Below are 25,641 nucleotides of genomic sequence, written 5' to 3'. Positions count from 1 at the left end.
GGAAAATGCTGTGAGTTTACCGCCGGTCAGCGTCGTGCTGAATGAGGTCATTGACGCGTTAGGCCGCGCGCCTCAAGTTTTATTGCACGCACCCACCGGAGCGGGAAAATCCACCTGGCTGCCGCTAAAACTGCTGGAAATGGGCGGGTTCTCTGGCCGGATCATTTTACTTGAGCCGCGTCGGTTAGCGGCCAAAAACGTGGCGTGACGCCTGGCGGAACAATTGGGTGAAACACCGGCTGGCACCATCGGTTACCGCATGCGCGCTGAAACGCGCGTCGGCCCCCAGACGCGCATCGAAGTGGTCACTGAAGGGGTGTTGACACGCATGCTGCAACGGGATGCCGAACTGACGGGCGTGTCGCTGGTGATTCTGGATGAATTTCACGAGCGCAGCTTGCAGGCGGATTTGGCATTGGCTCTACTGCTTGATGTTCAGCAAGGGCTACGCGAGGATCTGGTGCTGCTCATTATGTCCGCCACGCTGGATAACGCGCGTTTGGCTGCACTATTACCGACGGCGGAGACGGTAGTATCACAAGGGTGGGCTTTTCCGGTGGATCGCCACTATCAGCCGTTGGGCAACCAGGAACGGTTGGAAGAGGGCATCGCCCGGCAGATTCGCCGTTTGCTGACGGAACAGCCCGGATCGGCGTTGGTGTTTTTGCCCAGTGTAGCGGAGATCAAACGGGTGGAGGCCATGCTGCAAGAGACGCTTACCAGTGATGTGGACCTCTGTCCACTGTATGGCGCGTTGACGCTGGCCGACCAGCAGAAAGCGATTCTCCCTGCCGCACCGGGGCGGCGTAAAGTGGTGTTGTCCACCAATATTGCAGAAACCAGCCTGACAATTGAAGGTATTCGGCTGGTGGTCGATAGTGGACTGGAGCGCGTTGCCCGTTTTGATGTGAAAAGCGGGCTGACGCGCTTGGTGACGCAGCGCATCAGTCAGGCATCGATGACGCAACGGGCGGGGCGCGCCGGACGACTTGAAGCGGGCTTGTGCGTGCACCTGTGCGCCAAAGATCAGGCGGAGCGTGCTGCCGCACAGAGCAGCCCGGAAATGTTAAACAGCGATTTGAGCAGCGTCTGGCTTGAATTGTTGCAATGGGGCTGCGCCTCCGCTGAGTCGCTCATCTGGCTGGATACCCCGCCGACGCCAGCTCTTGATGCTGCACGTCGTTTGCTGACGCAATTGCAGGTAACCGACAATGCCGGGAAGCTTACGATCCGCGGACGCCATATCGCCCGACTGGGCATCGAGCCTCGTTTGGCGGCGATGCTGCACAGCACCGCACAGCAGGATGCGCAAACGCAGGCCACCGCCTGTCTGTTGGTAACGCTGTTATTAGAAGAACCGCCGCGTATGGGGTCGATAGACATTGAGCGTTTACTTGCGCGGCCTTCGCCCTCCTGGCTGCAGCGTGCTACGCAGTTGATGACGTGTCTGGCGGGAAAATCGGCAAGCTGGCGCGAGCCGCAGAACTTTGCCGCATTGCCCGCGCTGCTGGCTTTTGCCTATCCCGATCGCATTGCCCAACGACGCAGTGCCGATGGTCGTTATCAGTTGGCAAGCGGGCTGGGCGCACGCTTGCCAATGGACCAGCCGTTGGCGGCGCAGGAGTGGCTGATTGTACCGACACTTATGTTGGCCGAGAGGGGGCAGAACGCTGATGCGCGCATTACGCTGGCGCTGCCCGTTGATATTGATGCGCTTATCGCGCAGCGCCCTGACCTGGTATCAGAACAGAACATCGTGCACTGGGATGAAGAAAAAGGTACCCTGCGCGCCAGTCGACGTGAGTGCATTGGCTGCTTGACGCTGCGTCACCAGCCGCTGAATAAACCCTCTGATGAGGCGATGCAGCAGGCGCTGCTCAACTGGGTGCGCGAGCAGGGTCTGGCTGCACTCAACTGGCAAAACGACGCGGAACAACTGCGGATACGCGTGGCTTGCGCGCAGCGTTGGCTCTCCTAGGGCGACTGGCCCGCCATGGACGATGAGGCTCTGCTGGCAAAGTTGGATACTTGGTTGCTGCCATCGCTGCACGGCGTGCGCGATGTGCGTACACTGCGACAGATTGACCTTTACGATGCGTTGCTGCGCCTGCTGGATTGGCCGCTGCGACAGCGGCTGGAAAGCGCACTGCCGCGCCATTACACCGCACCGGGCTGCAGCCATCTGCCGTTGCGCTATCATCACGATCAGCCGCCGGCGCTAGCGGTGCGTATGCAGGAGATGTTTGGCGAGCGGCAAAACCCCACGGTGGCAGAAGGGCGCGTTGCCGTGGTGTTGGAGCTGCTCTCTCCGGCGCACCGACCTTTGCAGATTACGCGCGATCTGGCCGCATTCTGGCAAGGCGCGTACCGTGAGGTGCAAAAAGAGATGAAAGGGCGTTATCCCAAACACGTATGGCCGGACGATCCTGCCAATACTGCGCCGACGCGGCGCACGAAGAAATACCAGACGCCTTGATACGTTATTGCAACGTATTTCAGACGGTTCTGCTTTTCTGAAACCGGGCGGAACAACAGAGTAAGCGACGACAGCCAGCGCCTACGTCTATAGTGGTGCTGTTATTGTCATTAACCTGACGGAGAAGTAGCCGCAATGTCACAGGACGATCGTGAACCTATCGGACGCAAAGGAAGAGCGTCAGGACGAAAACCGCCGCGCCCTCAGGCGACCCGGCGTCGTAGTCGAAGGGATGACTATGAAGAAGAGGATGACGTCTATCAGGATGACATTGATGAAGAAGACGATGAGGACGAGATGAGCAAAAAACCGCGTAAAAAAAGACGCTGGCTTGGGTTGTTCATTAAGCTGTCGCTGCTATTCACCGTGGTTCTTGCGCTGTATGGCGTCTATCTTGACAGCCAGATTCGCAGCCGAATTGAAGGCAAAGTGTGGCAGTTGCCTGCGGCCGTTTATGGCCGCATGGTGAACCTCGAACCGGGCATGTCATACAGCCAGAAAGAGATGATAAACCTGCTGGAAGGGATGCAATACCGTCAGGTATCGCGTATCACCCGGCCGGGCGAATTCAGCGTGCGTGGCAATACCATTGATATACTTCGCCGCCCGTTCGATTTCCCCGATGGTAAGGAAGGGCAGATCAATGCCCGACTGATCTTTACCAACGATCGTTTGGCTCAGATCCAAAATCTGGAGAACCAACTTAATTTTGGTTTCTTCCGCCTCGATCCGCGCCTGATCACCATGATGCAATCCCCTAACGGGGAGCAGCGGCTGTTCGTGCAGCGCTCCGGTTTCCCAGATTTACTGGTTGATACGCTGGTCGCGACTGAAGACCGCCATTTTTACCAGCATGACGGCATCAGCTTCCTGTCTATTGGCCGTGCTTTTCTGGCGAACATCACGGCAGGTCGCACGGTGCAGGGAGGGAGTACCCTGACGCAGCAGTTGGTGAAAAACCTATTTCTCACCAATGAACGCTCCCTGTGGCGTAAAGCGAACGAAGCTTACATGGCGTTGATCATGGATTACCGCTACAGCAAAGATCGCATTCTTGAGCTGTACCTGAACGAAGTGTATCTCGGCCAGAGCGGCAACGATCAGATTCGTGGTTTCCCGCTTGCCAGCCTTTACTACTTCGGTCGTCCGGTTAATGAACTGAGTCTGGATCAGCAGGCACTGTTGGTCGGCATGGTAAAAGGCGCTTCGCTGTATAACCCGTGGCGTAACCCGCAACTGACATTAGAACGCCGTAATCTGGTGCTGCGTTTGCTGCAAAACCAGCAGATTATTGACGAAGATCTCTACAACATGCTGAGCGCACGCACGTTAGGGGTGCAGCCGAAAGGGGGCGTGATCACACCGCAACCTGCCTTTATGCAGTTGGTGCGTCAGGAGTTGCAGCAGCGCCTGGGAGATAAGGTAAAAGATCTTTCCGGCGTGAAGATTTTCACAACGCTGGATCCGGTGTCGCAGGATGCGGCTGAAAAAGCGGTGGAAGAGGGGATTCCTGCGCTGCGTGCGGCACGCAACGTTAGCGATCTGGAATCTGCCATGGTGGTTGTCGATCGTTTCAGCGGTGAAATTCGCGCCATGGTGGGCGGGGCTCAAACCCAATACGCCGGTTTTAACCGTGCCATGCAAGCGCGTCGTCCTGTGGGTTCACTGGCAAAACCGCCGACCTACCTGACCGCGTTGAGTCAGCCCGACACCTTCCGTCTCAACACCTGGTTGGCGGATGAACCACTCTCGCTCAAGCAGCCGAACGGGCAGGTGTGGCAGCCGAACAACTACGATCGCCAGTTCCGTGGACGCGTGATGTTGGTGGATGCATTAGCCAACTCGCTTAACGTGCCGACGGTCAATCTGGGGATGACGGTTGGGCTGGATCAGATCAGCAATACGCTGCAACGTTTGGGTATCCCGAAAGAGGTGATCCAACCGGTGCCCGCCATGCTGCTGGGGGCTATCAGCCTGACACCGATGGAAGTAGCGCAGGAGTATCAAACCATCGCCAGCGGCGGTAATCGCGCGCCGTTGTCGGCGCTGCGTTCGGTGATTGCGGAAGACGGCAGCGTGCTGTATCAAAGCTTCCCGCAGGCTGAGCGAGCGGTGCCGGCTCAGGCGGCGTACCTGACGCTGTATGGCATGCAGCAGGTAGTTGAACGGGGAACTTCACGCTCATTGGCGGTGAAGTTCCCCAATTACCATCTGGCGGCGAAAACCGGGACCACCAACGACCTGCGCGACAGCTGGTTTGCTGGTGTTGATGGCAAAGAAGTGGCGATCACCTGGGTGGGGCGCGATAACAACGGTCCGGCAAAACTGACCGGTGCCAACGGTGCGCTAACGCTGTATCGCCGCTATATGGAAAACCAGACGCCGCTGGCGCTGATGCTGACGCCGCCGGAAGGCATCGCTACCATGACCGTCGATGGCGGCGGCCAGTTTATCTGTAATGGCAGCGCAGGCCGGGCATTGCCAGTGTGGACGGAAAATCCGCAGGCGCTGTGCCAGAGCGCACAACAGCAGCAACAAGCGCCCGCACAGCAAAACGACAGCGGTGTCGCAGACTGGATCAAAGAGATGTTTGGTCAGTAATCACGCGGTTTACCGTGATGAACAACGCCCCGACGCGACCTGCGCCGGGGCGTTGTGTTTTTTGGGCCTATACCCTAAATAATTCGCGTTGCGGGAAGGCGGCAAGTGAATGACAAATCTGCCGGGAGCAGGTTTGAACGCCGCGTGCGGCGGCCTCGTAAGAGGTGAAGCCCAAGGATGGGCCGAATAACGAGAGCAGCCAACGCACCTGTAACGTGAAGTCTGACGGGTATAAATTGCTTGCGAGAGGGATCCCGTCCGCCTATCATTCCCGCTCTTGATAATAATCATTATAGTTCTCTTTTGCGTCGGTAGCACCACGGTAAAAAGCGCTGCTACCTGACAAATTGCGAACAAAAAAAACTGGTTACGACGGTTATGCAAAATCCAGACACCTCTTCTAATGAATCGATGCGGGCTGATAATGGGCCGGATACCACCTTTCGTCTCGAAGATGTCAGCTTCGCTGTGCCTGGTCGCACCCTGCTGCATTCGCTTACTCTGACATTTCCCATCGGTAAAGTGTGTGGATTGATTGGCCACAAAGGTTCAGGTAAATCAACGTTGTTGAAGATGCTGGGGCGTCATCAAACGCCAAGGAGCGGCGTGATATCGGTCAAGGACACGCCGTTGCCCGGCTGGGACAGCAAATTCTTTGCCCGACAGGTTGCTTATCTGCCTCAGCAACTTCCTGCTGCGGAAGGTATGACGATGCGTGAGCTGGTTGCGCTCGGATGTTACCCGTGGCACGGCGCGCTGGGGCGCTTTGGCAGCACCGATCGCGAAAAAGTGGAAAATACTATCGCCGTCGTGGGGCTGAAGCCGTTCGCTCACCGTCTGGTTGACAGCTTGTCTGGCGGTGAGCGTCAACGCGCCTGGCTGGCAATGACGGTGGCGCAGGACAGTCGCTGTCTGCTGCTGGATGAGCCGACATCGGCGTTAGACATTGCGCATCAGGTAGAGGTACTGGCCCTGATCCAACGTATGAGCCGAGAGCAAGGACTGACGGTGATCGCCGTGCTGCACGATATCAATATGGCGGCACGCTACTGCGATTATCTGGTGGCGTTGCGCGGTGGCGAAATGATTGCGCAAGGGACGCCTGATGCCATCATGACGCCACAGGTGCTTGAAGCGGTGTACGGCATTCCGATGGGAATCCTGCCGCATCCTGGCGGCGGTGCGCCAGTAAGCTTTGTGTGCTAAAGATGGCTTTGTTATCTCATCGTATCAATTAGGATCGCCGTCGCCTGCTGACGGCACTGTTGCTTTCCCCCCTGTGCTTCTCCGCCTGGGCAAAAACCGAGACGCCGCCAGACCTACGGCGCATCGTGGCGCTCGAGTGGTTGCCTGCTGAACTGCTGCTGGCACTGGGCGTTACGCCGCTGGGTGTGGCTGAAATCCCGAATTACCGGCTATGGGTCGCTGAGCCGCAACTGCCCGAGTCGGTGATTGATGTCGGCTTCCGTACTGAACCTAATATGGAACTGTTGGCGCAGTTGCGGCCTTCGTTGATGGTCTACTCCGCGGGTTACGGCCCGTCGGTAGAGAAAATGTCGCGCATTGCCCCGACCATGGGGTTAACCTTTAATAACGAAGCCGGACGGCCGCTGACCATGGCAAAAGCGTCGCTGCGCCAGTTGGCACAGCGGTTAGCCATCCCCGACGCCGCGGAACAGCATCTGCAATCCTTCTCAACCTTTATGCAGCAGGCCAAGGTGAAGTTGCAGCCCTACACCCGTCGTCCACTGTTGCTGTTCTCTTTTATCGACAGCACGCACGTTTTGATTATCGCGAAGAACAGCCTGTTTCAGGAAGTGATGGATGAACTCGGCATTGAAAACTCCTGGCGTGAAGAAACCAGCTTCTGGGGCAGCGTGGTGGTGGGCGTTGAGCGTTTGGCGGAAATTCAGGATGCCAACGCCATCTGTTTTGGTCATGGTGACGAGGCCATGATGGCGCAGGTAGAACGCTGCCCGTTATGCCAGGCGTTGCCGTTTGTGCGCCAGCAACGCTGGCAGCGCGTACCGGCGGTGTGGCTGTATGGCAGCACGCTGTCTGCAATGCGTTTTTGTCAGGTATTGCAGGATGCACTGGAGGCTCGTCATGACGCCAACACCTAAGCGCTCTGGAGCGGTGCTGATCGTGGTCGGCATGCTGGCGGTGCTGCTGTTGATGATGGCCGTCAATCTGCGCCACGCATTGCCAGTGGCGACGTGGTGGCAGGCCGTCGCCAACCCCGAAACGGATTATTTGCGCCAACTGCTGTTCCATTACAGCCTGTTACCGCGCGTGGCGCTCTCGCTGCTGGTCGGCGCGGGGCTAGGGCTGGCGGGGCTGCTGTTTCAACAGGTGCTGCGCAATCTGCTCGCGGAACCGGCTACGCTGGGCGTTGCCACCGGTGCTCAGCTAGGGGTGATGGTTGCAACCTTATGGATGCTGCCGGGCGGCGACGTCGCGCTGCAGTGGATGGCGATGGCAGGCGCGCTCGGTATCTGCGTACTGGTGTTTGGCCTCGCGTGGGGCAAGCAGATGTCACCGATCACGTTGCTGCTCGCTGGACTGGTGCTGAGTTTTTACTGTGCTGCCGTCAATCAATTGCTGGTGCTGTTTAACCATGAGCAGCTACAGAATCTGTTTTTGTGTAGCAGCGGCATGCTGAACCAGCAGGATTGGAGCCGTGTGGCGTTTCTATTTCCCCGGTTGCTGGTGTGTTTTGCGCTGGCGTTGCTGCTGTTGCGTCCATTGACGCTGTTGGGACTGGATGATGGCGTGGCGCGTAATCTGGGATTAGGCCTGATGTTGGCGCGCTTAACCACGCTTGGTGTTGCGATTTTTCTCAGCGCTCAACTGGTGAACGTGGCGGGGATTATCGGCTTTGTTGGCCTGTTTGCCCCGTTGCTGGCCCGCATGCTGGGTGCTCGTCGCTTGTAGCAACGGCTCTGGCTGGCCCCATTGCTGGGGGCGCTGCTGCTGGGATTGACCGATCAAACCGTGCTGTGGCTGACCCGCGTCTGGCGTGAAGTGCCGACGGGGGCGGTGACGGCGCTGATTGGTGCCCCACTGCTGCTGTGGCTGCTGCCGTGCTTACGCACCACGCACCAGCCTGCGTTAGCACCAGCCGGAGACATTAACGCCGTGGCACCCCGCTGGGGACGCTGGCTGTTGGCTGTTGGCTGTTGGCTGGGATAGTACTGTTGCTGGTCGCTCTGGCGATAGCGCTGATGCTGGGTAAAGGCGCACAAGGCTGGCGATGGAGCCGCGGCGAGGAACTGGCGCAATTGTTGCCCTGGCGTTGGCCGCGCGCGGTGGCGGCATTGACGGCGGGCATGATGCTGGCGATGGCAGGCACACTGATCCAGAAACTGACGGCTAACCCGATGGGCAGCCCGGAAGTGTTGGGCATCAGCGCGGGGGCGGCGACCGGGGTTATTCTGTTGCTGTTCCTGATTCCGGGAGACACCAGCGCATGGCAGTTGCCAGCGGGCAGCGCTGGCGCGGCGTTGACACTGCTGGTGATGATCACCATCGCCAGTCGCGGTGGATTTTCCACACAGCGCATGCTATTGGCCGGGATTGCTCTCAGTACCGCATTTTCCACCGTGCTTACGCTGCTGCTGGCGAGCGGTGATCCGCGCATGAGCGGCGTAATCACCTGGATTTCTGGGTCGACATACGGCGTTGAATCTGAACAGGCGATCAACACCGCAGGTGTGGCACTGGTGTTGGTGCTAATGGTGCCCTTGTGCCAGCGTTGGCTGCGCATTTTGCCGTTGGGGAGCGTGACTTCCCAGGCGTTAGGCGTTGCTGTCACGCCAGTACGCTTGCTGATTTTGCTGTTGGCATCAGTGTTGACCGCGATGGCAACCCTGACGGTAGGGCCGCTCAGCTTTGTCGGGCTGATGGCACCGCATCTGGCGCGCATGATCCTGTTTCTTAATCAGGTGCCTGCTGGTCTGCTGGCGACCTTTATCGGCGCGCCTTACTTTATTTATCTGCTGCGTAAACAAGTCCATTAACGACCTGTTGGCAGGGAAAACCGTGCCAACAGGTAAATCCTATTTACGAATTAAATACAAATCATTATCACTATGATTACTATTATTTAATGTTATGTGTATTCAATAATTAGATTTGTGCCTCAGGGATACGACCATCGTCGGGCGTTAACCCGATGATAGCCAGGTAAAACGGTGTCGTGTCAGCATGATGTACGCTTAAGGGATCGTTATGAAAAGAAAGATGTTTGGCTGCGTGAAGCCGGTTCAGGCAATGGAATCGGTAAGCGGTTTTTCTGTTTTGGCGCTGTGCGTGGGCGCGGCACTGTGGCCCGCTCTGGCGGGTGCTGCACAAACCAGCACTGCGGTGGGTGACAACACCCATCAGAGCGCTGCACAATCTGCCTCATCATCGGGTAAAAAGATTGGCGACACGCTGGTGGTCAACGCCACCGGAGGCGCAGCAGGGCAGGATGTGCCCGGCGACTACAGCACCAAACTAACCACGGCGGGGACGCGTTTGTTGTTAAGTCCGCGTGATATTCCGCAATCCATTACCATAGTGAATAAACAGCGCATGCAGGATCAGAACCTGCAAACGGTGGGCGACGTGTTGGATAACGTGGTTGGTGTCACCGGCAACTATACCGACAGTGAGCGTACTGGCTACTATGCGCGCGGTTTCTACATCAACAATTTCGTCATTGATGATATTCCCACTTCGGTATCCGAAGCCTGGAATTTTGGTGACGCGCTGGGAGATACCGCGATCTACGATCGCATTGAAGTGGTGCGCGGTGCCAACGGCCTGCTGACCGGCACCGGTAATCCCTCCGCAACGGTGAATATGGTGCGCAAACACGCCACCAGCAAAGAAGTAACCGGCAACGTTTCTGCCAGCTATGGCTCGTGGAATAACCAACGCTATGTGACCGATCTTTCCGCACCCTTGACCGAATCCGGCAGCGTGCGCGGGCGTATTATTGCCGGTTATCAGGATCAGGATAGCTGGTTCGATCGCTACCATAAGCGCAAAAAATTTATTTCCGGAATTGTCGATGCGGATCTGGCCAATAATTCCACGCTGTCATTCGGCTACGATTATCAGGAAAGTAAAACCCCCGGTTCAACCTGGGGCGGCTTGCCGACCTGGTTCAGTAACGGCAACCGCACCCACTTCGATCGCAGTTTCAATCCCGCTCCGAACTGGGCCTATTACAATATCGAGACCAACAAGGTCTTCGCCCAGTTCAGCCATATGTTTGATAACGGCTGGGACTGGCATATCAACACCACTCATGCGGAAACCAAGTTTGATGACAAACTGATGTACGCTTCTCCTTATGCTTTCAATGGTGGCAGCTTCCCAGATCAAGACACTGGATTAGGATTGGCGGGTGGTGCAGGTTGGTTTACTGGCACACGCAAACTGGACGCACTGGAAACCTACGTGTGCGTTCCGTTCGAACTGTTGGGGCGCCAGCATGAGCTGGTTACTGGGGTGGGGTTCAGTCGCCAACGCAACTACTACTATGCCTCGAACGATGCCGTGACGGTTGCTGATATGGGAAATTACTATAACTGGAACGGCAGTGCGCCGGAACCGAACTGGCAGGCGCAGACCAAAAGTTCGGATGATACCGTGCATCAAAGGTCGGTCTACAGTGCAGCCCGTTTCTCGCTGGCCGATCCATTGGCGCTGGTGGCCGGTGCGAGCTATACCGAATAGAGCACGGGCGGTATGACCTCAAGCTTCAGCAAAGACAAGGTGTCACCTTATGCCGGGTTGATTTACGACATCAACGACACCCTCTCTGCCTATGTCAGCTACACCTCCATCTTCCAGCCGCAAGATAACCGAAGTGTTAATGGCAACTACCTGGCACCGATTGAAGGCAAAAACTATGAAACCGGTCTGAAATTCGACTGGCTTGATGGCCGCCTGACGGCATCCATAGCCTTATTCCGCATTGAACAGGATAATCTAGCGCAGACTGATGGTAGCAACAAGGTCCAGGGGCCGAGCGATCAGGCTTACTACGGTGCACAAGGTGTGACCAGTAAAGGTGTCGAACTGGAACTGAACGGAGCCCTGACGGATAATTGGCAGATGACGTTCGGTGCCGCGCGTTACGTTGCCAAAGACGCGGCGGATAATCGGGTGAACAGCCAGCTACCGCAAACCACGTTGAAATGGTTTACGCGCTACCAGTTGCCGATGTTGCCGGAGCTTACACTGGGCGGCGGAGTAAACTGGCAGAACGGCCACCTTTGTGGATACCTCGGGGCCGAATGGTGCTGCGCGTGTGCATCAGGGAAGCTACCCATTGGTTAACCTGTTTGGTCGCTACCAGATCAACAAGCAGCTGGCGGTGCAGGCTAACGTCAACAATCTGCTGGATAAGAGCTATTACAGCGCCCTCAGTGATAGCTATGCCTATGGCGCGCCGCGCAGCGTGTCCATGAGTGTGAATTACAACTTCTGATGCGCAAACGCCCCGATCGTGCGATCGGGGCGTTTCTCTTGGCTGCGATTATAACTGGGCAAAACAGCGACGTGCTGCCGCGATGGTGTTCTCAATATCCTGCTGGCTGTGCGCCAGCGACATAAAGCCCGCTTCAAACGCTGACGGAGCCAGATAAACGCCTTCGGCCAGCATCAGGTGGAAGAAACGCTTAAAGCGCTCCACGTCGCACTGCGTCACATCCTGATAGCAGGTTACGCTCGGTGCGTCGGTGAAAAACAGACCGAACATGCCGCCCACGTGATTCACCACCAGAGGAATGTGCTGCGCTTTGGCTGCGGCTTCCAGCCCCTGTGCCAACTGCGTGGTCAATGCGGTGAGCGTGTCGTGCACTCCGGGTTTAACCACTTCGCTTAGGCAGGCAAAACCCGCTGCCATGGCAATAGGGTTACCGGACAGCGTTCCCGCCTGATACACCGGGCCGGTTGGGGCCAACGCTTGCATCACATCACGCCGTCCACCAAAAGCGCCTACTGGCATGCCGCCACCAATGATTTTACCCAGACAGGTCAGGTCGGGTACCACGCCGTAGTGCGCCTGTGCGCCGCCTAATGCCACGCGAAAGCCCGTCATCACTTCATCGATGATCAGCAGCGCGCCGAATTCATCGCATAATGCGCGTAATCCCGGCAGAAACTCAGGCAGTGGCGGAATACAGTTCATGTTGCCAGCCACTGGCTCAACGATAATCGCTGCAATGTCATCAGGGGATTGCTCAAAAGCCTGACGGACTGACGCTAAATCGTTATAGATGCAGGTCAGGGTATGGCGGGCGAAATCAGCGGGTACGCCGGGGGAATTAGGCTGGCCCAGCGTCAATGCACCCGATCCCGCCTTGACCAGCAGGCAGTCCGCATGGCCGTGATAGCAGCCCTCAAACTTGATGATTTTGTCACGGCCCGTGAAGCCGCGCGCCAGACGAATGGCACTCATGGTGGCTTCGGTACCGGAATTCACCATGCGTACCATATCCATAGACGGCACCAGCGAGGTCACCAACCGCGCCATGTGCACTTCCATTTCGGTTGGCGCACCAAAGCTCAATCCGCGCTCTGCGGCGGCGATAACCGCCTGACGAATAGCGGGATGGTTATGTCCCAGCACCATGGGGCCCCAGGAACCGACATAATCGATATAGGCGTTACCGTCCGCGTCGTAGAGATGTGATCCTTCCGCCCGCTCAATAAACAACGGCACGCCGCCGACGCCGTTGAACGCGCGCACCGGCGAGTTGACGCCGCCGGGAATAAGCTGCTGTGCCGCAGCGTAGAGACTTTCTGATTTATTCATGGAAAGGGTCCTGAAAAGAGAGCGGAGTTTTGCCTATTGTAAACAACGCTGTCGCGTTATCAAATTTGCGTCATTGATGTCAGAGTGAGAGAGAGGCGATGGGCGTATACTGTGCCTCTTTGGTATTAGCTGCTTTGGTTTATCCTGTGACGACTTCCCGAGAGATTTCCCTGATTGATGTGCGCCGTGCTGCGATTCGGCAGTTCCTGCGCCGTGATAAAACGCCGGTGATGATTCTGGTGCTGGCTGCCCTGGTGGGTACGTTAGTCAGTCTGGTTGGGGTGGCTTTTGAGAAAGGGGTGAGTGCGCTGCAAGCACTGCGTTTGGAAACGGTGACGCAGTGGGCGCCCGCTGAGTGGCGCTGGCCGCTGGCGTTTCTCCTCTCTGGGCTGATGGCTGCCGGGGGATATTATCTGGTGCGTCGTTTTGCGCCGGAAGCGGGGGGCTCGGGGATTCCGGAGATTGAAGGTGCATTGGAGGATCTTCGCCCGGTACGCTGGTGGCGCGTATTGCCAGTGAAGTTCTTCGGTGGCTTGGGAACACTTGGCGCTGGCATGGTGTTGGGCAGAGAAGGACCAACGGTGCAACTCGGCGGCAACGTGGGCGGGATGATCGCGGATTTGTTGTCTGCCAAACGCGCAGACGTGCGTCATTCTCTGTTGGCAACCGGGGCGGCAGCCGGGTTGTCAGCAGCGTTCAACGCCCCGCTGACCGGGATTGTGCTGGTGCTGGAAATGACGGATAACTATCAGTTGATTCTGCCCATGATCATCACCTGCCTGGGGGCGACGTTAATGGCGCAGTTTTTAGGCGGACAACCGTTATACTCTGCGATTCTGGCCCGAACGCTGCAACGGCAAAATGCGTTAGAGCAGCGTGCGGAAAATGAACACAAGGCCAAACCTTGAACCTTGTTTCCCGCTGTTGGATAATGAGCGTATGATTGGGATAAGGCAAACGGCATGCGCCGCCCAATAAAAGACAAGCTGGGAGTACGACAATGAGCGATGAAGTAATGGCTGTGCCGCTGCAATTCACTGATGCGGCGGCAAAAAAGGTGAAAGTCCTGATTGCTGATGAAGAGAACCCGGAGCTGAAACTTCGCGTCTACATCACCGGGGGCGGCTGTAGCGGCTTCCAATACGGTTTCACTTTCGACGATAAAATTAACGACGGTGACATGACCATTGAGAAACAGGGCGTGGCGATGGTGGTAGACCCGATGAGTCTGCAATATCTGGTCGGCGGTTCGGTGGATTACACTGAAGGTCTGGAAGGTTCGCGCTTCGTTGTCACTAACCCGAATGCGAAAAGCACCTGCGGCTGCGGCTCTTCTTTTAGTATCTGATTATCCTACCGCTGATATCGAAAAAAACCGCGTTCTTCAACGCGGTTTTTTGTTTTAACGGGCCGAATAAACCAACCTGCGCCATCACCACTCAATCGTGATCAGCCGCTGTTCCTGATGGGTTACCGTGCGAGCTCCTGCGCTTAGCGATGTTTGCGTAATCTTTGGCATGAGCGCTTTTGCATTCGGGCATTCAACGCGGGCGGTGGCTGCGGTTTCCTTGATCTCACAGACAGCAACCACGTTCAACCCTACATTGATTTGCCCGCTGGTGCTTGCCGCATACGCAGTATTGCAGGCCAGCATCAACAGGCCCGCGTTAAGCAGACTTATTTTTATCACTTTTCTACCTGTTGTTAAAAAGAACCGTTGCCGGTTCAGTGCACAATGTGCGTTATCAAATCGTTATGTTTTGGTTTGTATACGGTTGCGTTTTAACCGTTTGTGGCATGATAACCGGTTTTTAACTGGATGAAAAGCGTGCGGTCATGCCTGCACGAGCGCAGGCATGACCCTATGATTTACTGGGCGGGGAGAGCGGCGAGTTGCTGACAAATGTACTGGGCTGCCAGTAGCATGCGCGGACTGCTGCGATTAAACCAATCTTCGTCTACCGTAATAATTGGCACGGACAATTGCGGCGACCAAAAATCACGCGTGGTGGCTGCATCAGCAGCGGTGCCCGTTGTTATGATCACCTGTGGGTTGCGCCGTAATACCTGTTCACGACTGACCTGCGGCCAGGGCACCTTGCTGTCATCGAAAACATTGACGCCGCCACACAGGGCGAGCACCTGGTTTTGCAACGACTGTTTGCCTGACGTGAACAGCGGGTGTGTACCAAATTGCAGGAATACCTGATGTTTTGACGCATGGGCGTAGCGTGCTTTCAAATCAGCCAACTGCTGGCGTAAGGTCTGCGCGTTTTGTCGCGCCACCTCAGGGTGCGCGCTATATTGCCCAAGCTGTTCCAGAATGGTCGGTATTGCCTCCAGCGAGGTAGGATCCAGATACAACACCGGGATGCCAAAGGCAGAGAGTTGCTCAAGCGGTCGCTGCGGGTTCCCTTCACGCCAGGCCAGAACCAAATCCGGCTTTAAGGCCAGCACCCGTTCCAGATTGATACCTTGCCAGGAGGCAACCTGTTCCCGCTGTTGTGCTTCGGGCGGGTAGTTTGACCAGGCACTCACACCAATCACCTGATCGCCCATGCCAGCGGCGAAGGCCAGCTCCGTAGCGTGGGGAGCCAGACTGATAATGCGCTGGGCGACTGCGTCTGCGCTGGCCCGTCCGGCCATGAACAGACACAGTATTACCAGAAGAGAGAGCCTGCGAACGCGCATCAGGCTTTTCCAGCGAGCTCTTGCAACATGGCGCTCACCATGCGTGAGGATTGCTGGGCCGCCACGGCCAGAAACTCGTCAAAACTCAGGTGAGAGGCTTTGTCTGCAACATCGGAAATAGCGCGTACTACGACAAAAGGCACACCGAACTGATGGCAAACGTGAGCGATTGCCGTGGCTTCCATTTCGACCGCGACGGCCTGTGGGAAGGTGCGACGGATGCGGGCCAGCGGTTCAGCACCGTTGATAAACGCATCACCACTGACAATCAGCCCCTGAACGGCATTCAATTGCAGAGAAACAATGACGCGCTCGGCCAGCGCAATAAGGGAGGCATCGGCAGAAAACGCCGCTGTGCAACCTGCCATCTGGCCCGCTTCATAACCGAAGGCGGTGACATCGGCATCGTGATAGCGCGCTTCACTGGATACTACGATATCGCCGACGTTCAGGGTCGATGCCAGACCACCCGCAGAGCCGGTGTTGATGACGATGTCAGGACGGGCATGTTCCAACAGCAGCGTGGTGCCCATCGCCGCGGAAACCTTGCCAATACCGGATTTTAACAGCGCTACTTCAACACCGTTCAGCCACCCGCTGTAGATTTCGCATCCGGCGTGTGTGAAGGTACTGCGGTTTTCGATGCGATCTCGCAGGATCGTCACTTCTTGTTCCACGGCTCCGATGATGCCGACTTTCATAAGATTCCCCACAAAATTTCGAATAGTATTTCGAATAGTTAGCCGCAGTCTGTGTTGTGTAGTCTATCATGGCTAAGGGGGTGAAATGGAACCCAGGCGTGATTTTGGCGGCGGTAAAGGGGGAAGGGGATGTCCGATATCGATTTTTCAAAGAAATTCAGCGTTCAGCGGCCTCTGAGCAAACCGATCACGGCGGAGAGTGAATATGACATCGTCCGCCTGTTTGAAAGTGACAGAGGGCGTATCATCAACTCTGCCGCGATCCGCCGTTTACAACAGAAGACGCAGGTATTTCCGCTGGAGCGTAACGCCGCGGTGCGTTCGCGGCTGACACACTCTATGGAAGTGCAGCAGGTCGGTCGCTATATCGCCAAAGATATTCTGGTGCGGATAAAAGGCGAAAACCGACTGGACGCCCTTGGCCTGTCTCTGTGGCAGACGCCCTTTGAAAGCATGGTAGAAATGGCCTGCCTGATGCACGACATCGGCAACCCGCCCTTTGGCCATTTTGGTGAATCCGCTATCAACAACTGGTTTAGAAAACGGTTGGATGCCGCTTATATTCAGGATGAGGCATTGTCGCGTGATGATGCTTGTCAGGTTGAAGCCCTGTGGCTGAAAGGCGATGCGCATGACGCATTGCGGCGTCAGGTGCGACAGGATCTCAGCCATTTCGAAGGCAATGCACAAGCGATTCGTTTGGTGCATACGCTGCTTAAACTGAATCTCACCTACAGCCAGGTGGGCTGTATTCTCAAATATACCCGGCCAGCGTATTGGGTCGGCGAGGTGCCCGACAACTATCGCTATCTGATGAAAAAACCGGGGTATTACCTTTCTGAACAGGATTTTGTTGCCGACTTGCGTCAGGAATTGTCGCTGGACGAATACCATCGCTTTCCGCTCACCTACATCATGGAAGCCGCGGACGACATCTCCTACTGCGTTGCCGATCTGGAGGATGCGGTAGAAAAAGAGATCCTTACCACCGAACAGCTTTATCTGTACCTGCGCCAAACCTGGGGTACGGTCGATCCTTCGGATCTATTTGCCAAAACCGTAGAGCAGGCATATGAAAGCCGAAAACGGCACCGCTGGCGCAGCACCGACGATCAATTTTTTATGCAGTTGCGCGTCAATACGGTGGCGAAGCTGGTGCCTTACGCGGCGCATCGTTTTATCAAAAATTTGCCTGCGATTTACGCTGGCGCTTTTGATGAGGCGCTGCTGGAAGACAAGGGCGCGCAGGCCAAACTGTTGCGGGTGTTCAAAGAGGTTGCGCGCAAATATGTGTTTAATAACGCAGAAGTCGAAAAGCTGGAACTGCAAGGCTATCGCGTGATCGGGGGGCTATTGGACATTTATCACCCGCTGCTGGAAATGTCTTATGATGCGTTCAGCCAGATGGTGAATGATGATACGTATCCGCACTACCCCATCGAAACCCGGCTCTACCACAAGCTTTCCAGCAAACATTGCCTGGCCTATCGTGAAGCCACGCTCCAACTCTCTGCACTGTCTCGTGAGGAACAGGAGATTTGGGAATACTATTATCGGGCGCGATTGATTCAAGATTATATCAGTGGAATGACAGATCTTTACGCTTACGACGAATACCGGCGGCTGATGGCGGCGGAATAACAATTTATGTAAAGCGGCTCCATACTTGCTTACGTTTGGGCCAGCGCGCGGCGATGAACTTTGTGCTTTCTTGTTTATCTGATATAGCGCGAACGCCAATTGAGCCTGTTTACAAACCCGCCAGCGCGACATCGAGAGGGTGGGATGGTAAACAGGTTCGGCGACGTGGGATTCACCTGTTGATACGACGAGATAAGAGATCATGAAAAGAAAATCATTGGTTCTGAGTGCATTGGCGCTGAGCCTGGCAATGAGCATGGGGCACGTCTTTGCGGCGACTGAGGCGGTAGTATCGACATCCAGCCAGATGCCAAGTCTGGCTCCGATGCTCGAGAAAGTGATGCCTTCCGTCGTCAGCATCTCCATTGAAGGGCATACCGACGTCAAGCGCAGCAATATTCCGCAGCAGATGCAGCCTTTCTTCGGTGAGAATTCGCCGTTCTGTCAGGAGGGGTCTCCCTTCCAAAATTCCCCAATTTGTCAGGGGGCTGAAGACGAAGGGGAAGAGGGCGCGCCCGCAAAACGTGAGAACTTCCAGGCATTAGGCTCTGGTGTGGTGATCAACGCGGAGAAAGGCTATGTGGTAACCAATAACCACGTGGTCGACAATGCGGACAAGATTCAGGTGCGGCTTTACGATGGGCGTAAGTATGATGCCAAAGTGATTGGCAAAGACCCACGTACCGACGTTGCGTTGATTCAACTGATTGATTTTAAAAATCTGACCGCCATCAAGATCGCTGATTCCGATCAGTTGCGGGTGGGTGATTATACTGTGGCGATCGGCAGCCCCTACGGCCTAGGCCAAACGGCGACGTCCGGTATTGTTTCAGCGTTAGGACGCAGCGGGCTGAATATCGAGAATTATGAAAACTTTATCCAGACCGATGCCGCGATCAACCGAGGCAACTCGGGCGGGGCGCTGGTTAACCTTAATGGTGAGCTTATCGGTCTGAACACCGCGATTCTGGCACCGGATGGTGGAAACATCGGTATTGGTTTTGCCATTCCTAGCAACATGGTGAAAAACCTGACCGCGCAATTGGTTGAGTTTGGCGACGTGAAACGCGGCGAACTGGGTATTACTGGCACCGAGCTCAATTCCGATCTGGCGCAAGCGATGAAAGTGGATGCGCAGCGCGGGGCATTTGTCAGCCAGGTCAGGCCGAAATCCGCTGCTGACGAAGCAGGCATCAAAGCCGGTGACGTCATTTTGACGCTGAACGATAAACCGATCAGCAGCTTTGCAGCATTGCGCGCCCAGGTGGCTTCCTTACCCGTCGGTAGCAAGGTCAAGCTGGGGCTGCTGCGTGAAGGCAAACCGTTAACGGTAGAAGTGACCTTGCAGCAGGCCAGCCAGACACAGGTCGCCTCGGGTAATCTTTACACCGGCATCAGCGGCGCATCGCTCAGCAATACCGAAATCGACAGCCAGAAAGGCGTGAAGGTGGACGAAGTGAAAGCAGGATCGGCGGCCGCGAAAATCGGCTTGAAGAAAGATGACGTTATCCTCGGTGTGAACCAGCAGCCGGTGCAGAATCTGGGTGAACTGCGTAAAATTCTGGACAGCAAGCCTCCGGTGTTAGCACTGAACGTGCTGCGTGGCAATACTACGATTTATCTGTTGGTACAATAAACGGTAGCAATTTCAGACTGAAAGGAGCGTATCAAGTACGCTCCTTTTTTATTTTCCCCTTAGCCATCCGCCTCCTCGTTATTATTTTGTGATACTTCCCGCAATTCTAAGGAATTGGGTCAATGTTTGTGAAATCGCACAATGTCCAGCTTTCAGGGCAATGTTATGATAGTGCAATTGTCACTTTCTCTTACCAGGGGCGGGAATGGCGTCATATCACCTCAATGCAAAGCTTGCGTAGGATATCGTTGCGCGCACCATGCAAATTATTGATAGCAATATCAAAGTGATGGATGCCCGAGGGCGAATCATCGGCAGCGGCGATCGAGAACGCGTGCGCGAACTGCACGAAGGGGCGCTATTGGCTTTGTCATAGGGGCGTGTAGTCGATATCGATGATGCGGTTGCCCGTCATCTGCACGGGGTGCGGCCTAGTATCAACTTGCCGCTACGTATTGACGGTGAAATCGTCGGCGTAATCGGCCTGACCGGTAATCCCGCCCATTTGCGTCAGTTTGGTGAACTGGTGTGCATGACCGCAGAGATGATGCTGGAGCAGGCTAGGCTGCTGCACATGTTGGCGCAGGATAGCCGTCTGCGTGAAGAACTGGTGCTAAACCTGATTCGCACGGACGAACTGTCACACGCGCTGATGGAGTGGGCACAACGTCTGGGGATCGATCTTAATACGCCGCGTGTGGTGGCCGTTGTCGAGGTGGATAGCGGCCAATTGTGCGTGGACAGTGCGATGGCAGAATTGCAGCAGTTGCAAACGCTGTTGACCACGCCCGAGCGCAACAACCTGATCGCTATCGTGTCTCTGACCGAAATGGTGGTGCTGAAACCCGCGCTGAACAGCCATGGTCGTTGGGATGCCGAAGAACATCGACGTCCGCGTAGATAACCTGTTCTCCCGCATGACGGAGAGCGGTCGCCTGCGGGTACGGATGGCGTTGGGTAATTACTTTACCGGACCGGGCAGCATTGCGCGTTCTTACCGTACTGCGCGTACCACCATGGGCGTAGGGAAACAGCGTATGCCCAGTCAGCGTTGCTACTACTATCAGGATTTAATGCTGCCAGTGTTGCTCGATAGTCTGCGCGGTGGCTGGCAGGCCAATGAACTGGTTCGTCCATTGGCAAAGCTGAAAGCGATGGACGGCAATGGTTTGCTGCGACGTACGCTTAACGCCTGGTTTCGCAATAATGTTCAGCCGGGCGCTACGGCTAAGGCGCTGTTTATCCACCACAATACGCTTGAATATCGCCTGAACCGTATTTCCGAACTGACCGGGCTGGATTTGGGCAACTTTGACGATCGTTTGCTGCTCTATGTGGCACTGCAACTCGATGAAGAAGAATAATTTGCTATCTAATTGATCCAAGCGGCCGATGGCCCCTTGTGATTACTGATGAACAGCACTATTTCCACCGTCATTCCTGCTCACCGTTGTCATTCCCGCGAAGGCGGGAATCTCTTGCAGAAGAAACGTGTTTATTCTCACAGAGATCTCTGGCTTTCGCCGAGGATGACAAGGGGTAAGTGACTCTGTCATCAGTCTGAAGGGGACTTAGGCCTTTTTTTGCTGTCTGCGAGCCGGTAATCTGCTTAGATTTAAAAAACTGAATAGGCTCAAAGAATATAACGCGAGAGCATAAATTATCGCGAAACAATATTTTTGCCCCCACCCCCTATCCTCTATTGTCACTCCATGTTGTGAGCCCATTGCCCGCACCACGCCAAACACACTACACAAATTACGAAAAATGTTGAGGGAGTGATAATGATGTCAATACGTCGTCTGGGAGTATCTCTTGCAGCAGCAACGGTATTATTTGCGGGCGCTGTATCTGCGGCAACGGAATTGTTGAACGTGTCTTATGACCCAACACGTGAACTGTATCAGGAATATAACGCTGCCTTCATTAAACACTGGAAAGAAACCACTGGTGAAACACTTTCTATTAAAAACTCCCACGGCGGTTCCAGCAAACAGGCGCGCTCGGTCATCGATGGTTTGCAGGCGGACGTGGTGACGCTGGCGTTGGCGGGCGATATTGATGCCCTGAATCTGAATCAGCCGCTGATCGATCCCAAGTGGTGCCGGATAACAATACGCCTTACACCTCTACCATTGTGTTCCTGATGCGCAAGGGCAACCCGAAAAACATCAAGGACTGGGGCGATCTGGTGAAACCGGGCGTAGAGGTGATCACGCCGAACCTGAAAACCTCCGGCGGTGCGCGTTGGAATTTCCTGGCGGCCTGGGCTTATGCCAAGCACCTGCCGGAGGGAAGTGATGAAAGCGCACTGAAATTTGTGACTGAACTTTATCGCCATGCGCCGGTATTAGACACTGGTGCGCGCGGTGCCACTATCAGTTTCGTACAACGCCAATTGGGCGATGTATTGCTAGCGTGGGAAAACAAAGCCTATCTGTCACTGAAAGAGCAGGGCGGCGATCAGTTGGAAATCGTCACGCCGTCGCTGTCTATTCTGGCAGAGCCGCCGGTTGCCGTTGTGGACAAAGTGGTTGAGCGCAAAGGCACACAAAAACAGGCTGAAGCCTACCTGAAATACCTCTACAGCGACGATGCGCAGCGCATTATCGGTAAGAACTTCTACCGCCCACGCAATGCCAAGATTGCTGAAGAATTCAAAGGTCAATTCGCACCAGTGAAACTGGTGACCATCGATGAAGAGTTTGGCGGCTGGACCAAAGTGCAGGACCAATACTTTAACGATGGTGGCGCTTTTGACAATATTTTCAATTAAATCAATAAATAATTTTTAAAACGCCTACTGGCTGGCCGCTACGTTGATAGCGGCTTTGCCATGTGGATGGGCTGGTTCACTGAACTATTGCATTAAGAAAGGCTTGGTATGTCACGACGCATTTCTCCCGTCATTCCTGGTTTTGGCCTTACCTTGGGGTTTAGCCTCAGCTACTTGAGTTTGATTGTGTTGATCCCGTTGGCGGGCATGTTTGTCTACGCCAGTCAGCTTACACTCACGCAATTCTGGACGTTGATCACCAGCCGTCAGGTGCTGTTTTCACTGCAACTCTCTTTTGGCACGGCGTTGGCGGCGGCTTTTGTCAATGGTATTTTGGGAACCTTACTGGCCTGGGTGTTGGTGCGCTATAAGTTTCCGGGGCGCAAAGTGATCGATGCCATGATCGACATGCCTTTTGCGCTGCCCACTGCGGTGGCGGGGATTGCACTTACGGCGCTGTATGCGCCAAATGGGCTGATTAGTGGACTGTTTCCTTTCAAGATTGCCTACACCAGCTTGGGTATCACGCTGGCGTTGATCTTTGTCACCCTGCCCTTTGTGGTGAGAACGCTGCAACCGGTGCTGGCTGATATTCCTCGGGAAGTGGAAGAAGCGGCCGACTGTCTGGGCGCAAAACCGGTTCAGGTATTTTGGCATGTACTGCTGCCCGCTCTGCTGCCTGGTTGACGGGCTTTGCACTGGCGTTTGCGCGTGGGGTAGGGGAATACGGCTTGGTGGTGTTTATTGCAGGCAATATTCCGTTTAAAACCGAAATACTGCCGCTGCTGATTGTCTCCAAGCTCGATCAGTATGACTACAAAGGTGCTACCGGTATCGGCGTATTTATGCTGTTGGTCTCTTTCATTATCCTGCTGCTGATTAACCTGTTGCAGCGTCGTATTCAGCCCAAACGGTAAGGCAGTGACAATGGAACAGATAATTGCTACCGCAGCGCGTGCTCCCAAGGGAAAAAAACGCGCAACGACTTATTACGTACTGGTGACGCTGGCCTGGCTGGTGTTTTTTCTGGTTCTGGTATTGCCGCTATTGATGGTACTGACGCAGGGATTGGCGAAAGGCGTAGGTGCGTTTTGGCAGGCGATTTCGGAACCGGATGCGATTTCAGCGCTGAAACTGAGGCTACTGGCGACAGCTATCTCTGTACCGCTTAATATGGTGTTAGGATTGGCGACCTCCTGGAGCGTGACCAAATTTGAGTTTCGCGGCAAAAGCTTGCTGTTAGCACTGATTGACTTGCCCTTCTCGGTATTGCCGGTGGTAGTGGGGTTGGTGTACGTGCTGCTGTTTGGTGCAAAAAGCTATTTTTACCCTTTCCTGACCGCGCACCATCTTGAAATTGTTTATGCCGTGCCGGGGATCGTACTGGCAACCATTTTTGTCACCTTACCCTATGTGGCGCGCGAGCTGATTCCTTTGATGGAGCAGCAAGGCACTCAGGAGGAGGCTGCTGCCCGTTTGCTGGGTGCCAACTGCTGGCAGATGTTCTGGTATATCACGCTGCCCAATGTGAAATGGGCGTTGATTTACGGCGTAGAGCTCTGTATGGCGCGTGCCATGGGTGAGTTTGGTGCGGTGTCCGTGGTTTCTGGTCATATTCGTGGTTTGACCAACACCTTACCGTTGCACATTGAGATTCTTTACAACGAATACAACATTGTAGCGGCCTTTAGCGTGGCGATTTTACTGCTGCTGATGTCGTTAGTGGTATTTCTGCTGCGCCAATGGAGCGAAGGGCGTTTAGCAAAACAGGTTGAGAAACACCAACAGGAGCTGGCTCAAAATGAGCATTGATATTCGTAATATAAACAAACAGTTTGGCCAGTTCCGGGCCTTGAATGAAATTAATCTGGCAATCAACAGCGGCGAGCTGGTGGCACTACTGGGGCCATCGGGCTGTGGCAAAACGACCTTATTGCGCATTATTGCTGGTCTGGAGAAGCCGGACAGCGGGCAGATTGTTTTTCACGGTGAAGATGTGTCGGTGCACGATGTGCGCGATCGCAATGTTGGCTTTGTGTTCCAGCACTATGCGCTGTTTCGCCATATGACTGTGTTTGACAACGTGGCGTTTGGGTTGCGTATGAAACCACGCAGTATCCGCCCTTCCAAGCGTGACATTGAAGCGAAAGTGCACGAGTTGCTGAACATGGTGCAGTTAGACTGGTTGGCAGATCTTTATCCAGAACAGCTCTCTGGCGGTCAGCGACAGCGTATTGCGCTGGCACGCGCGCTGATTGTTGAACCGCGTATTTTGCTGCTGGATGAGCCTTTTGGTGCGTTGGATGCCAAAGTGCGTAAAGAGCTGCGCCGCTGGCTGTCACGTTTACACGAGAACATCAATTTGACATCGGTATTTGTGACGTACGATCAGGAAGAAGCGATGGAAGTTGCCGACCGCATCGTGCTGATGAATAAAGGTGTTATCGAGCAGATCGGCTCACCTGCTGAGGTGTATAACCATCCGGCCAGCGAGTTTGTTTATCACTTCCTCGGCGACAGCAACCGCCTGAAAGTGGCGCACAGCGACAAACCGATCCTGTTCCGTCCCCATGAAGTGGCGATCTCTTCCGAGGTGCAAGACGGATTTCAGCCAGTGGTGGTGCGGGATATCCGTCCATTGGGGGCATTGACTCGTCTGTCGTTGAAAGTCGAAGGTGAACCCGAACTGATTGAAGCCGAAGTCGCACAAGACGACATCAACCTTAACGGTTTGAAGCGTGGTGATGTTATCCAGTTCAAACCCAAAGTGTATAACCACGATTGGGAAATCTAAACGACGGCTACGGTTTCAAAAAATACCACATGGTTCATAAAAAACGCCCGCAATCGCGTGCGTTCAGACCGATGACAAAGCCGTTTCCCCCTCATCATCCTCGGCGAAAGTCGGGGATCTCTGCCATAATGAACGCGTTTCCTCTGCAAGAGATTCCCGCTTGCGCGGGAATGACTATTTTAGGTGGTTTTTTTATTCAAATCATTTGACAGTAAAATTAACGGTAATCTGGGTTAGACACCACAGAGTAACGTCCACTGCCTACCAGCGTGATGATCAGGCCACCGAAGAAATAGAGAGCTTCCACTTCCAGCGCCCAGGCACCGACTTTGGTCAGAGTAAAGAAATTACCAATACCGACCATCAGTGTGGCAACCACTAACGTAAAAGCGGCAATCAGGCCAGAAATGCGGGTAAATACACCTAAAATAATCAGGATCAGCGCAACTGTAAGCACACAGGTTTTAGTTCCACGCACTTTTTGAGATTTCCGGGTTTTCAGCCATCAGCCG

The 25,641-nt window shown here is 54.9% G+C and carries 16 protein-coding genes and 6 pseudogenes; 17 read left to right on the top strand and 5 right to left on the bottom strand.

What is annotated here, in order from left to right:
- The first annotated feature begins 10 nt into the window (after nt 1–10).
- The 8 genes and pseudogenes from hrpB to CS369_RS24785 all read left to right on the top strand — a co-directional run bounded on the left by hrpB (nt 11) and on the right by CS369_RS24785 (nt 11,561).
- A pseudogene (gene hrpB / locus CS369_RS00900) lies at nt 11–2,476 on the top strand (ATP-dependent helicase HrpB).
- A 135-nt stretch (nt 2,477–2,611) separates the two neighbouring features.
- Nucleotides 2,612–5,077: a bifunctional glycosyl transferase/transpeptidase gene (mrcB, locus tag CS369_RS00895; RefSeq protein ID WP_196905640.1), complete on the top strand. Its 2,466-nt coding sequence runs from the start codon at nt 2,612–2,614 to the stop codon at nt 5,075–5,077.
- A gap of 411 nt (nt 5,078–5,488) precedes the next feature.
- Entirely contained in the window at nt 5,489–6,283 is a 795-nt protein-coding gene (fhuC, locus tag CS369_RS00890) for a Fe3+-hydroxamate ABC transporter ATP-binding protein FhuC (protein ID WP_196905673.1), read from the top strand.
- 44 nt (nt 6,284–6,327) lie between these two features.
- Nucleotides 6,328–7,200 carry a Fe(3+)-hydroxamate ABC transporter substrate-binding protein FhuD gene (gene fhuD, locus CS369_RS00885; protein ID WP_196905672.1) on the top strand — a complete coding sequence of 291 codons (873 nt, stop codon included), beginning with the start codon at nt 6,328–6,330 and terminating at the stop codon, nt 7,198–7,200.
- Nucleotides 7,184–9,096 (top strand): annotated as a pseudogene (gene fhuB, locus CS369_RS00880) (Fe(3+)-hydroxamate ABC transporter permease FhuB). Before fhuD ends, fhuB begins: the two are co-directional and overlap by 17 nt.
- A gap of 211 nt (nt 9,097–9,307) precedes the next feature.
- Entirely contained in the window at nt 9,308–10,804 is a 1,497-nt protein-coding gene (locus CS369_RS22730; protein ID WP_244664681.1) for a TonB-dependent receptor plug domain-containing protein, read from the top strand.
- A 12-nt stretch (nt 10,805–10,816) separates the two neighbouring features.
- Nucleotides 10,817–11,410, top strand: coding sequence for a TonB-dependent receptor domain-containing protein (locus CS369_RS24790; RefSeq protein ID WP_307833626.1), 594 nt, complete (start codon nt 10,817–10,819; stop codon nt 11,408–11,410).
- Nucleotides 11,403–11,561, top strand: a complete 159-nt coding sequence (locus tag CS369_RS24785; protein WP_307833625.1) for a TonB-dependent receptor — start codon at nt 11,403–11,405, stop codon at nt 11,559–11,561. The genes CS369_RS24790 and CS369_RS24785 overlap by 8 nt, the downstream gene beginning before the upstream one ends.
- A 48-nt stretch (nt 11,562–11,609) precedes the next feature.
- Here the strand turns inward: CS369_RS24785 and hemL are convergent, their stop codons facing one another.
- On the bottom strand, nt 11,610–12,890 hold the full coding sequence (gene hemL, locus CS369_RS00870; protein ID WP_196905639.1) for a glutamate-1-semialdehyde 2,1-aminomutase: 1,281 nt from the start codon (nt 12,888–12,890) through the stop codon (nt 11,610–11,612).
- A gap of 146 nt (nt 12,891–13,036) precedes the next feature.
- Between hemL and CS369_RS00865 the strand changes: the two genes are divergently transcribed.
- On the top strand, nt 13,037–13,798 hold the full coding sequence (locus CS369_RS00865; RefSeq protein WP_244664680.1) for a chloride channel protein: 762 nt from the start codon (nt 13,037–13,039) through the stop codon (nt 13,796–13,798).
- A gap of 92 nt (nt 13,799–13,890) precedes the next feature.
- Nucleotides 13,891–14,238 carry an iron-sulfur cluster insertion protein ErpA gene (gene erpA, locus CS369_RS00860; protein ID WP_196905637.1) on the top strand — a complete coding sequence of 116 codons (348 nt, stop codon included), beginning with the start codon at nt 13,891–13,893 and terminating at the stop codon, nt 14,236–14,238.
- 84 nt (nt 14,239–14,322) lie between these two features.
- Here the strand turns inward: erpA and CS369_RS00855 are convergent, their stop codons facing one another.
- The 3 genes from CS369_RS00855 to mtnN all read right to left on the bottom strand — a co-directional run bounded on the left by CS369_RS00855 (nt 14,323) and on the right by mtnN (nt 16,282).
- Complete coding sequence (locus CS369_RS00855; RefSeq protein WP_196905636.1) at nt 14,323–14,580, bottom strand: hypothetical protein; 258 nt, start codon at nt 14,578–14,580, stop codon at nt 14,323–14,325.
- Between the two features lie 179 nt (nt 14,581–14,759).
- Nucleotides 14,760–15,581, bottom strand: coding sequence for a vitamin B12 ABC transporter substrate-binding protein BtuF (btuF, locus tag CS369_RS00850; RefSeq protein ID WP_196905635.1), 822 nt, complete (start codon nt 15,579–15,581; stop codon nt 14,760–14,762).
- Entirely contained in the window at nt 15,581–16,282 is a 702-nt protein-coding gene (gene mtnN, locus CS369_RS00845) for a 5'-methylthioadenosine/S-adenosylhomocysteine nucleosidase (RefSeq protein ID WP_196905634.1), read from the bottom strand. The genes btuF and mtnN overlap by 1 nt, the downstream gene beginning before the upstream one ends.
- A gap of 129 nt (nt 16,283–16,411) precedes the next feature.
- On the opposite strand from mtnN, the gene dgt reads away from it, so the two are divergent.
- The 7 genes and pseudogenes from dgt (at nt 16,412) to CS369_RS00810 (ending at nt 25,129) form a co-directional block, all read left to right on the top strand.
- Entirely contained in the window at nt 16,412–17,923 is a 1,512-nt protein-coding gene (gene dgt / locus CS369_RS00840; RefSeq protein WP_196905633.1) for a dGTPase, read from the top strand.
- 202 nt (nt 17,924–18,125) lie between these two features.
- Nucleotides 18,126–19,559, top strand: coding sequence for a serine endoprotease DegP (gene degP, locus CS369_RS00835; RefSeq protein ID WP_196905632.1), 1,434 nt, complete (start codon nt 18,126–18,128; stop codon nt 19,557–19,559).
- A 259-nt stretch (nt 19,560–19,818) separates the two neighbouring features.
- A pseudogene (locus CS369_RS00830) lies at nt 19,819–20,923 on the top strand (CdaR family transcriptional regulator).
- Nucleotides 20,924–21,352: 429 nt separating this feature from the next.
- Nucleotides 21,353–22,335, top strand: a pseudogene (locus tag CS369_RS00825) (sulfate ABC transporter substrate-binding protein).
- Between the two features lie 108 nt (nt 22,336–22,443).
- A pseudogene (cysT, locus tag CS369_RS00820) lies at nt 22,444–23,252 on the top strand (sulfate ABC transporter permease subunit CysT).
- 10 nt (nt 23,253–23,262) lie between these two features.
- Nucleotides 23,263–24,147, top strand: coding sequence for a sulfate ABC transporter permease subunit CysW (gene cysW, locus CS369_RS00815; RefSeq protein WP_196905631.1), 885 nt, complete (start codon nt 23,263–23,265; stop codon nt 24,145–24,147).
- Nucleotides 24,137–25,129, top strand: coding sequence for a sulfate ABC transporter ATP-binding protein (locus CS369_RS00810; protein WP_196905630.1), 993 nt, complete (start codon nt 24,137–24,139; stop codon nt 25,127–25,129). The genes cysW and CS369_RS00810 overlap by 11 nt, the downstream gene beginning before the upstream one ends.
- Before the next feature lie 217 nt (nt 25,130–25,346).
- Here the strand turns inward: CS369_RS00810 and CS369_RS00805 are convergent.
- A pseudogene (locus CS369_RS00805) lies at nt 25,347–25,577 on the bottom strand (DoxX family protein); the annotation flags it as partial.
- Between the last annotated feature and the right edge of the window lie 64 nt (nt 25,578–25,641).

The organism is Candidatus Symbiopectobacterium sp. 'North America', from assembly GCF_015762685.1.
Classification (GTDB): Bacteria; Pseudomonadota; Gammaproteobacteria; order Enterobacterales; family Enterobacteriaceae; genus Symbiopectobacterium.
Note: the sequence above shows the minus strand (reverse complement) of the source record. Positions and strands in the feature narration are given on the sequence as shown.

What these genes read in the sequence shown, in the direction of transcription:
- mrcB (WP_196905640.1), top strand. Translation starts at nt 2,612, where the DNA reads ATGTCACAGGACGATCGTGAACCTATCGGACGCAAAGGAAGAGCGTCA.
- fhuC (WP_196905673.1), top strand. Translation starts at nt 5,489, where the DNA reads ATGCGGGCTGATAATGGGCCGGATACCACCTTTCGTCTCGAAGATGTC.
- CS369_RS22730 (WP_244664681.1), top strand. Translation starts at nt 9,308, where the DNA reads ATGAAAAGAAAGATGTTTGGCTGCGTGAAGCCGGTTCAGGCAATGGAA.
- CS369_RS24790 (WP_307833626.1), top strand. Translation starts at nt 10,817, where the DNA reads ATGACCTCAAGCTTCAGCAAAGACAAGGTGTCACCTTATGCCGGGTTG.
- hemL (WP_196905639.1), bottom strand. Translation starts at nt 12,890, where the DNA reads ATGAATAAATCAGAAAGTCTCTACGCTGCGGCACAGCAGCTTATTCCC.
- erpA (WP_196905637.1), top strand. Translation starts at nt 13,891, where the DNA reads ATGAGCGATGAAGTAATGGCTGTGCCGCTGCAATTCACTGATGCGGCG.
- btuF (WP_196905635.1), bottom strand. Translation starts at nt 15,581, where the DNA reads ATGCGCGTTCGCAGGCTCTCTCTTCTGGTAATACTGTGTCTGTTCATG.
- mtnN (WP_196905634.1), bottom strand. Translation starts at nt 16,282, where the DNA reads ATGAAAGTCGGCATCATCGGAGCCGTGGAACAAGAAGTGACGATCCTG.
- dgt (WP_196905633.1), top strand. Translation starts at nt 16,412, where the DNA reads ATGTCCGATATCGATTTTTCAAAGAAATTCAGCGTTCAGCGGCCTCTG.
- degP (WP_196905632.1), top strand. Translation starts at nt 18,126, where the DNA reads ATGAAAAGAAAATCATTGGTTCTGAGTGCATTGGCGCTGAGCCTGGCA.
- cysW (WP_196905631.1), top strand. Translation starts at nt 23,263, where the DNA reads ATGGAACAGATAATTGCTACCGCAGCGCGTGCTCCCAAGGGAAAAAAA.
- CS369_RS00810 (WP_196905630.1), top strand. Translation starts at nt 24,137, where the DNA reads ATGAGCATTGATATTCGTAATATAAACAAACAGTTTGGCCAGTTCCGG.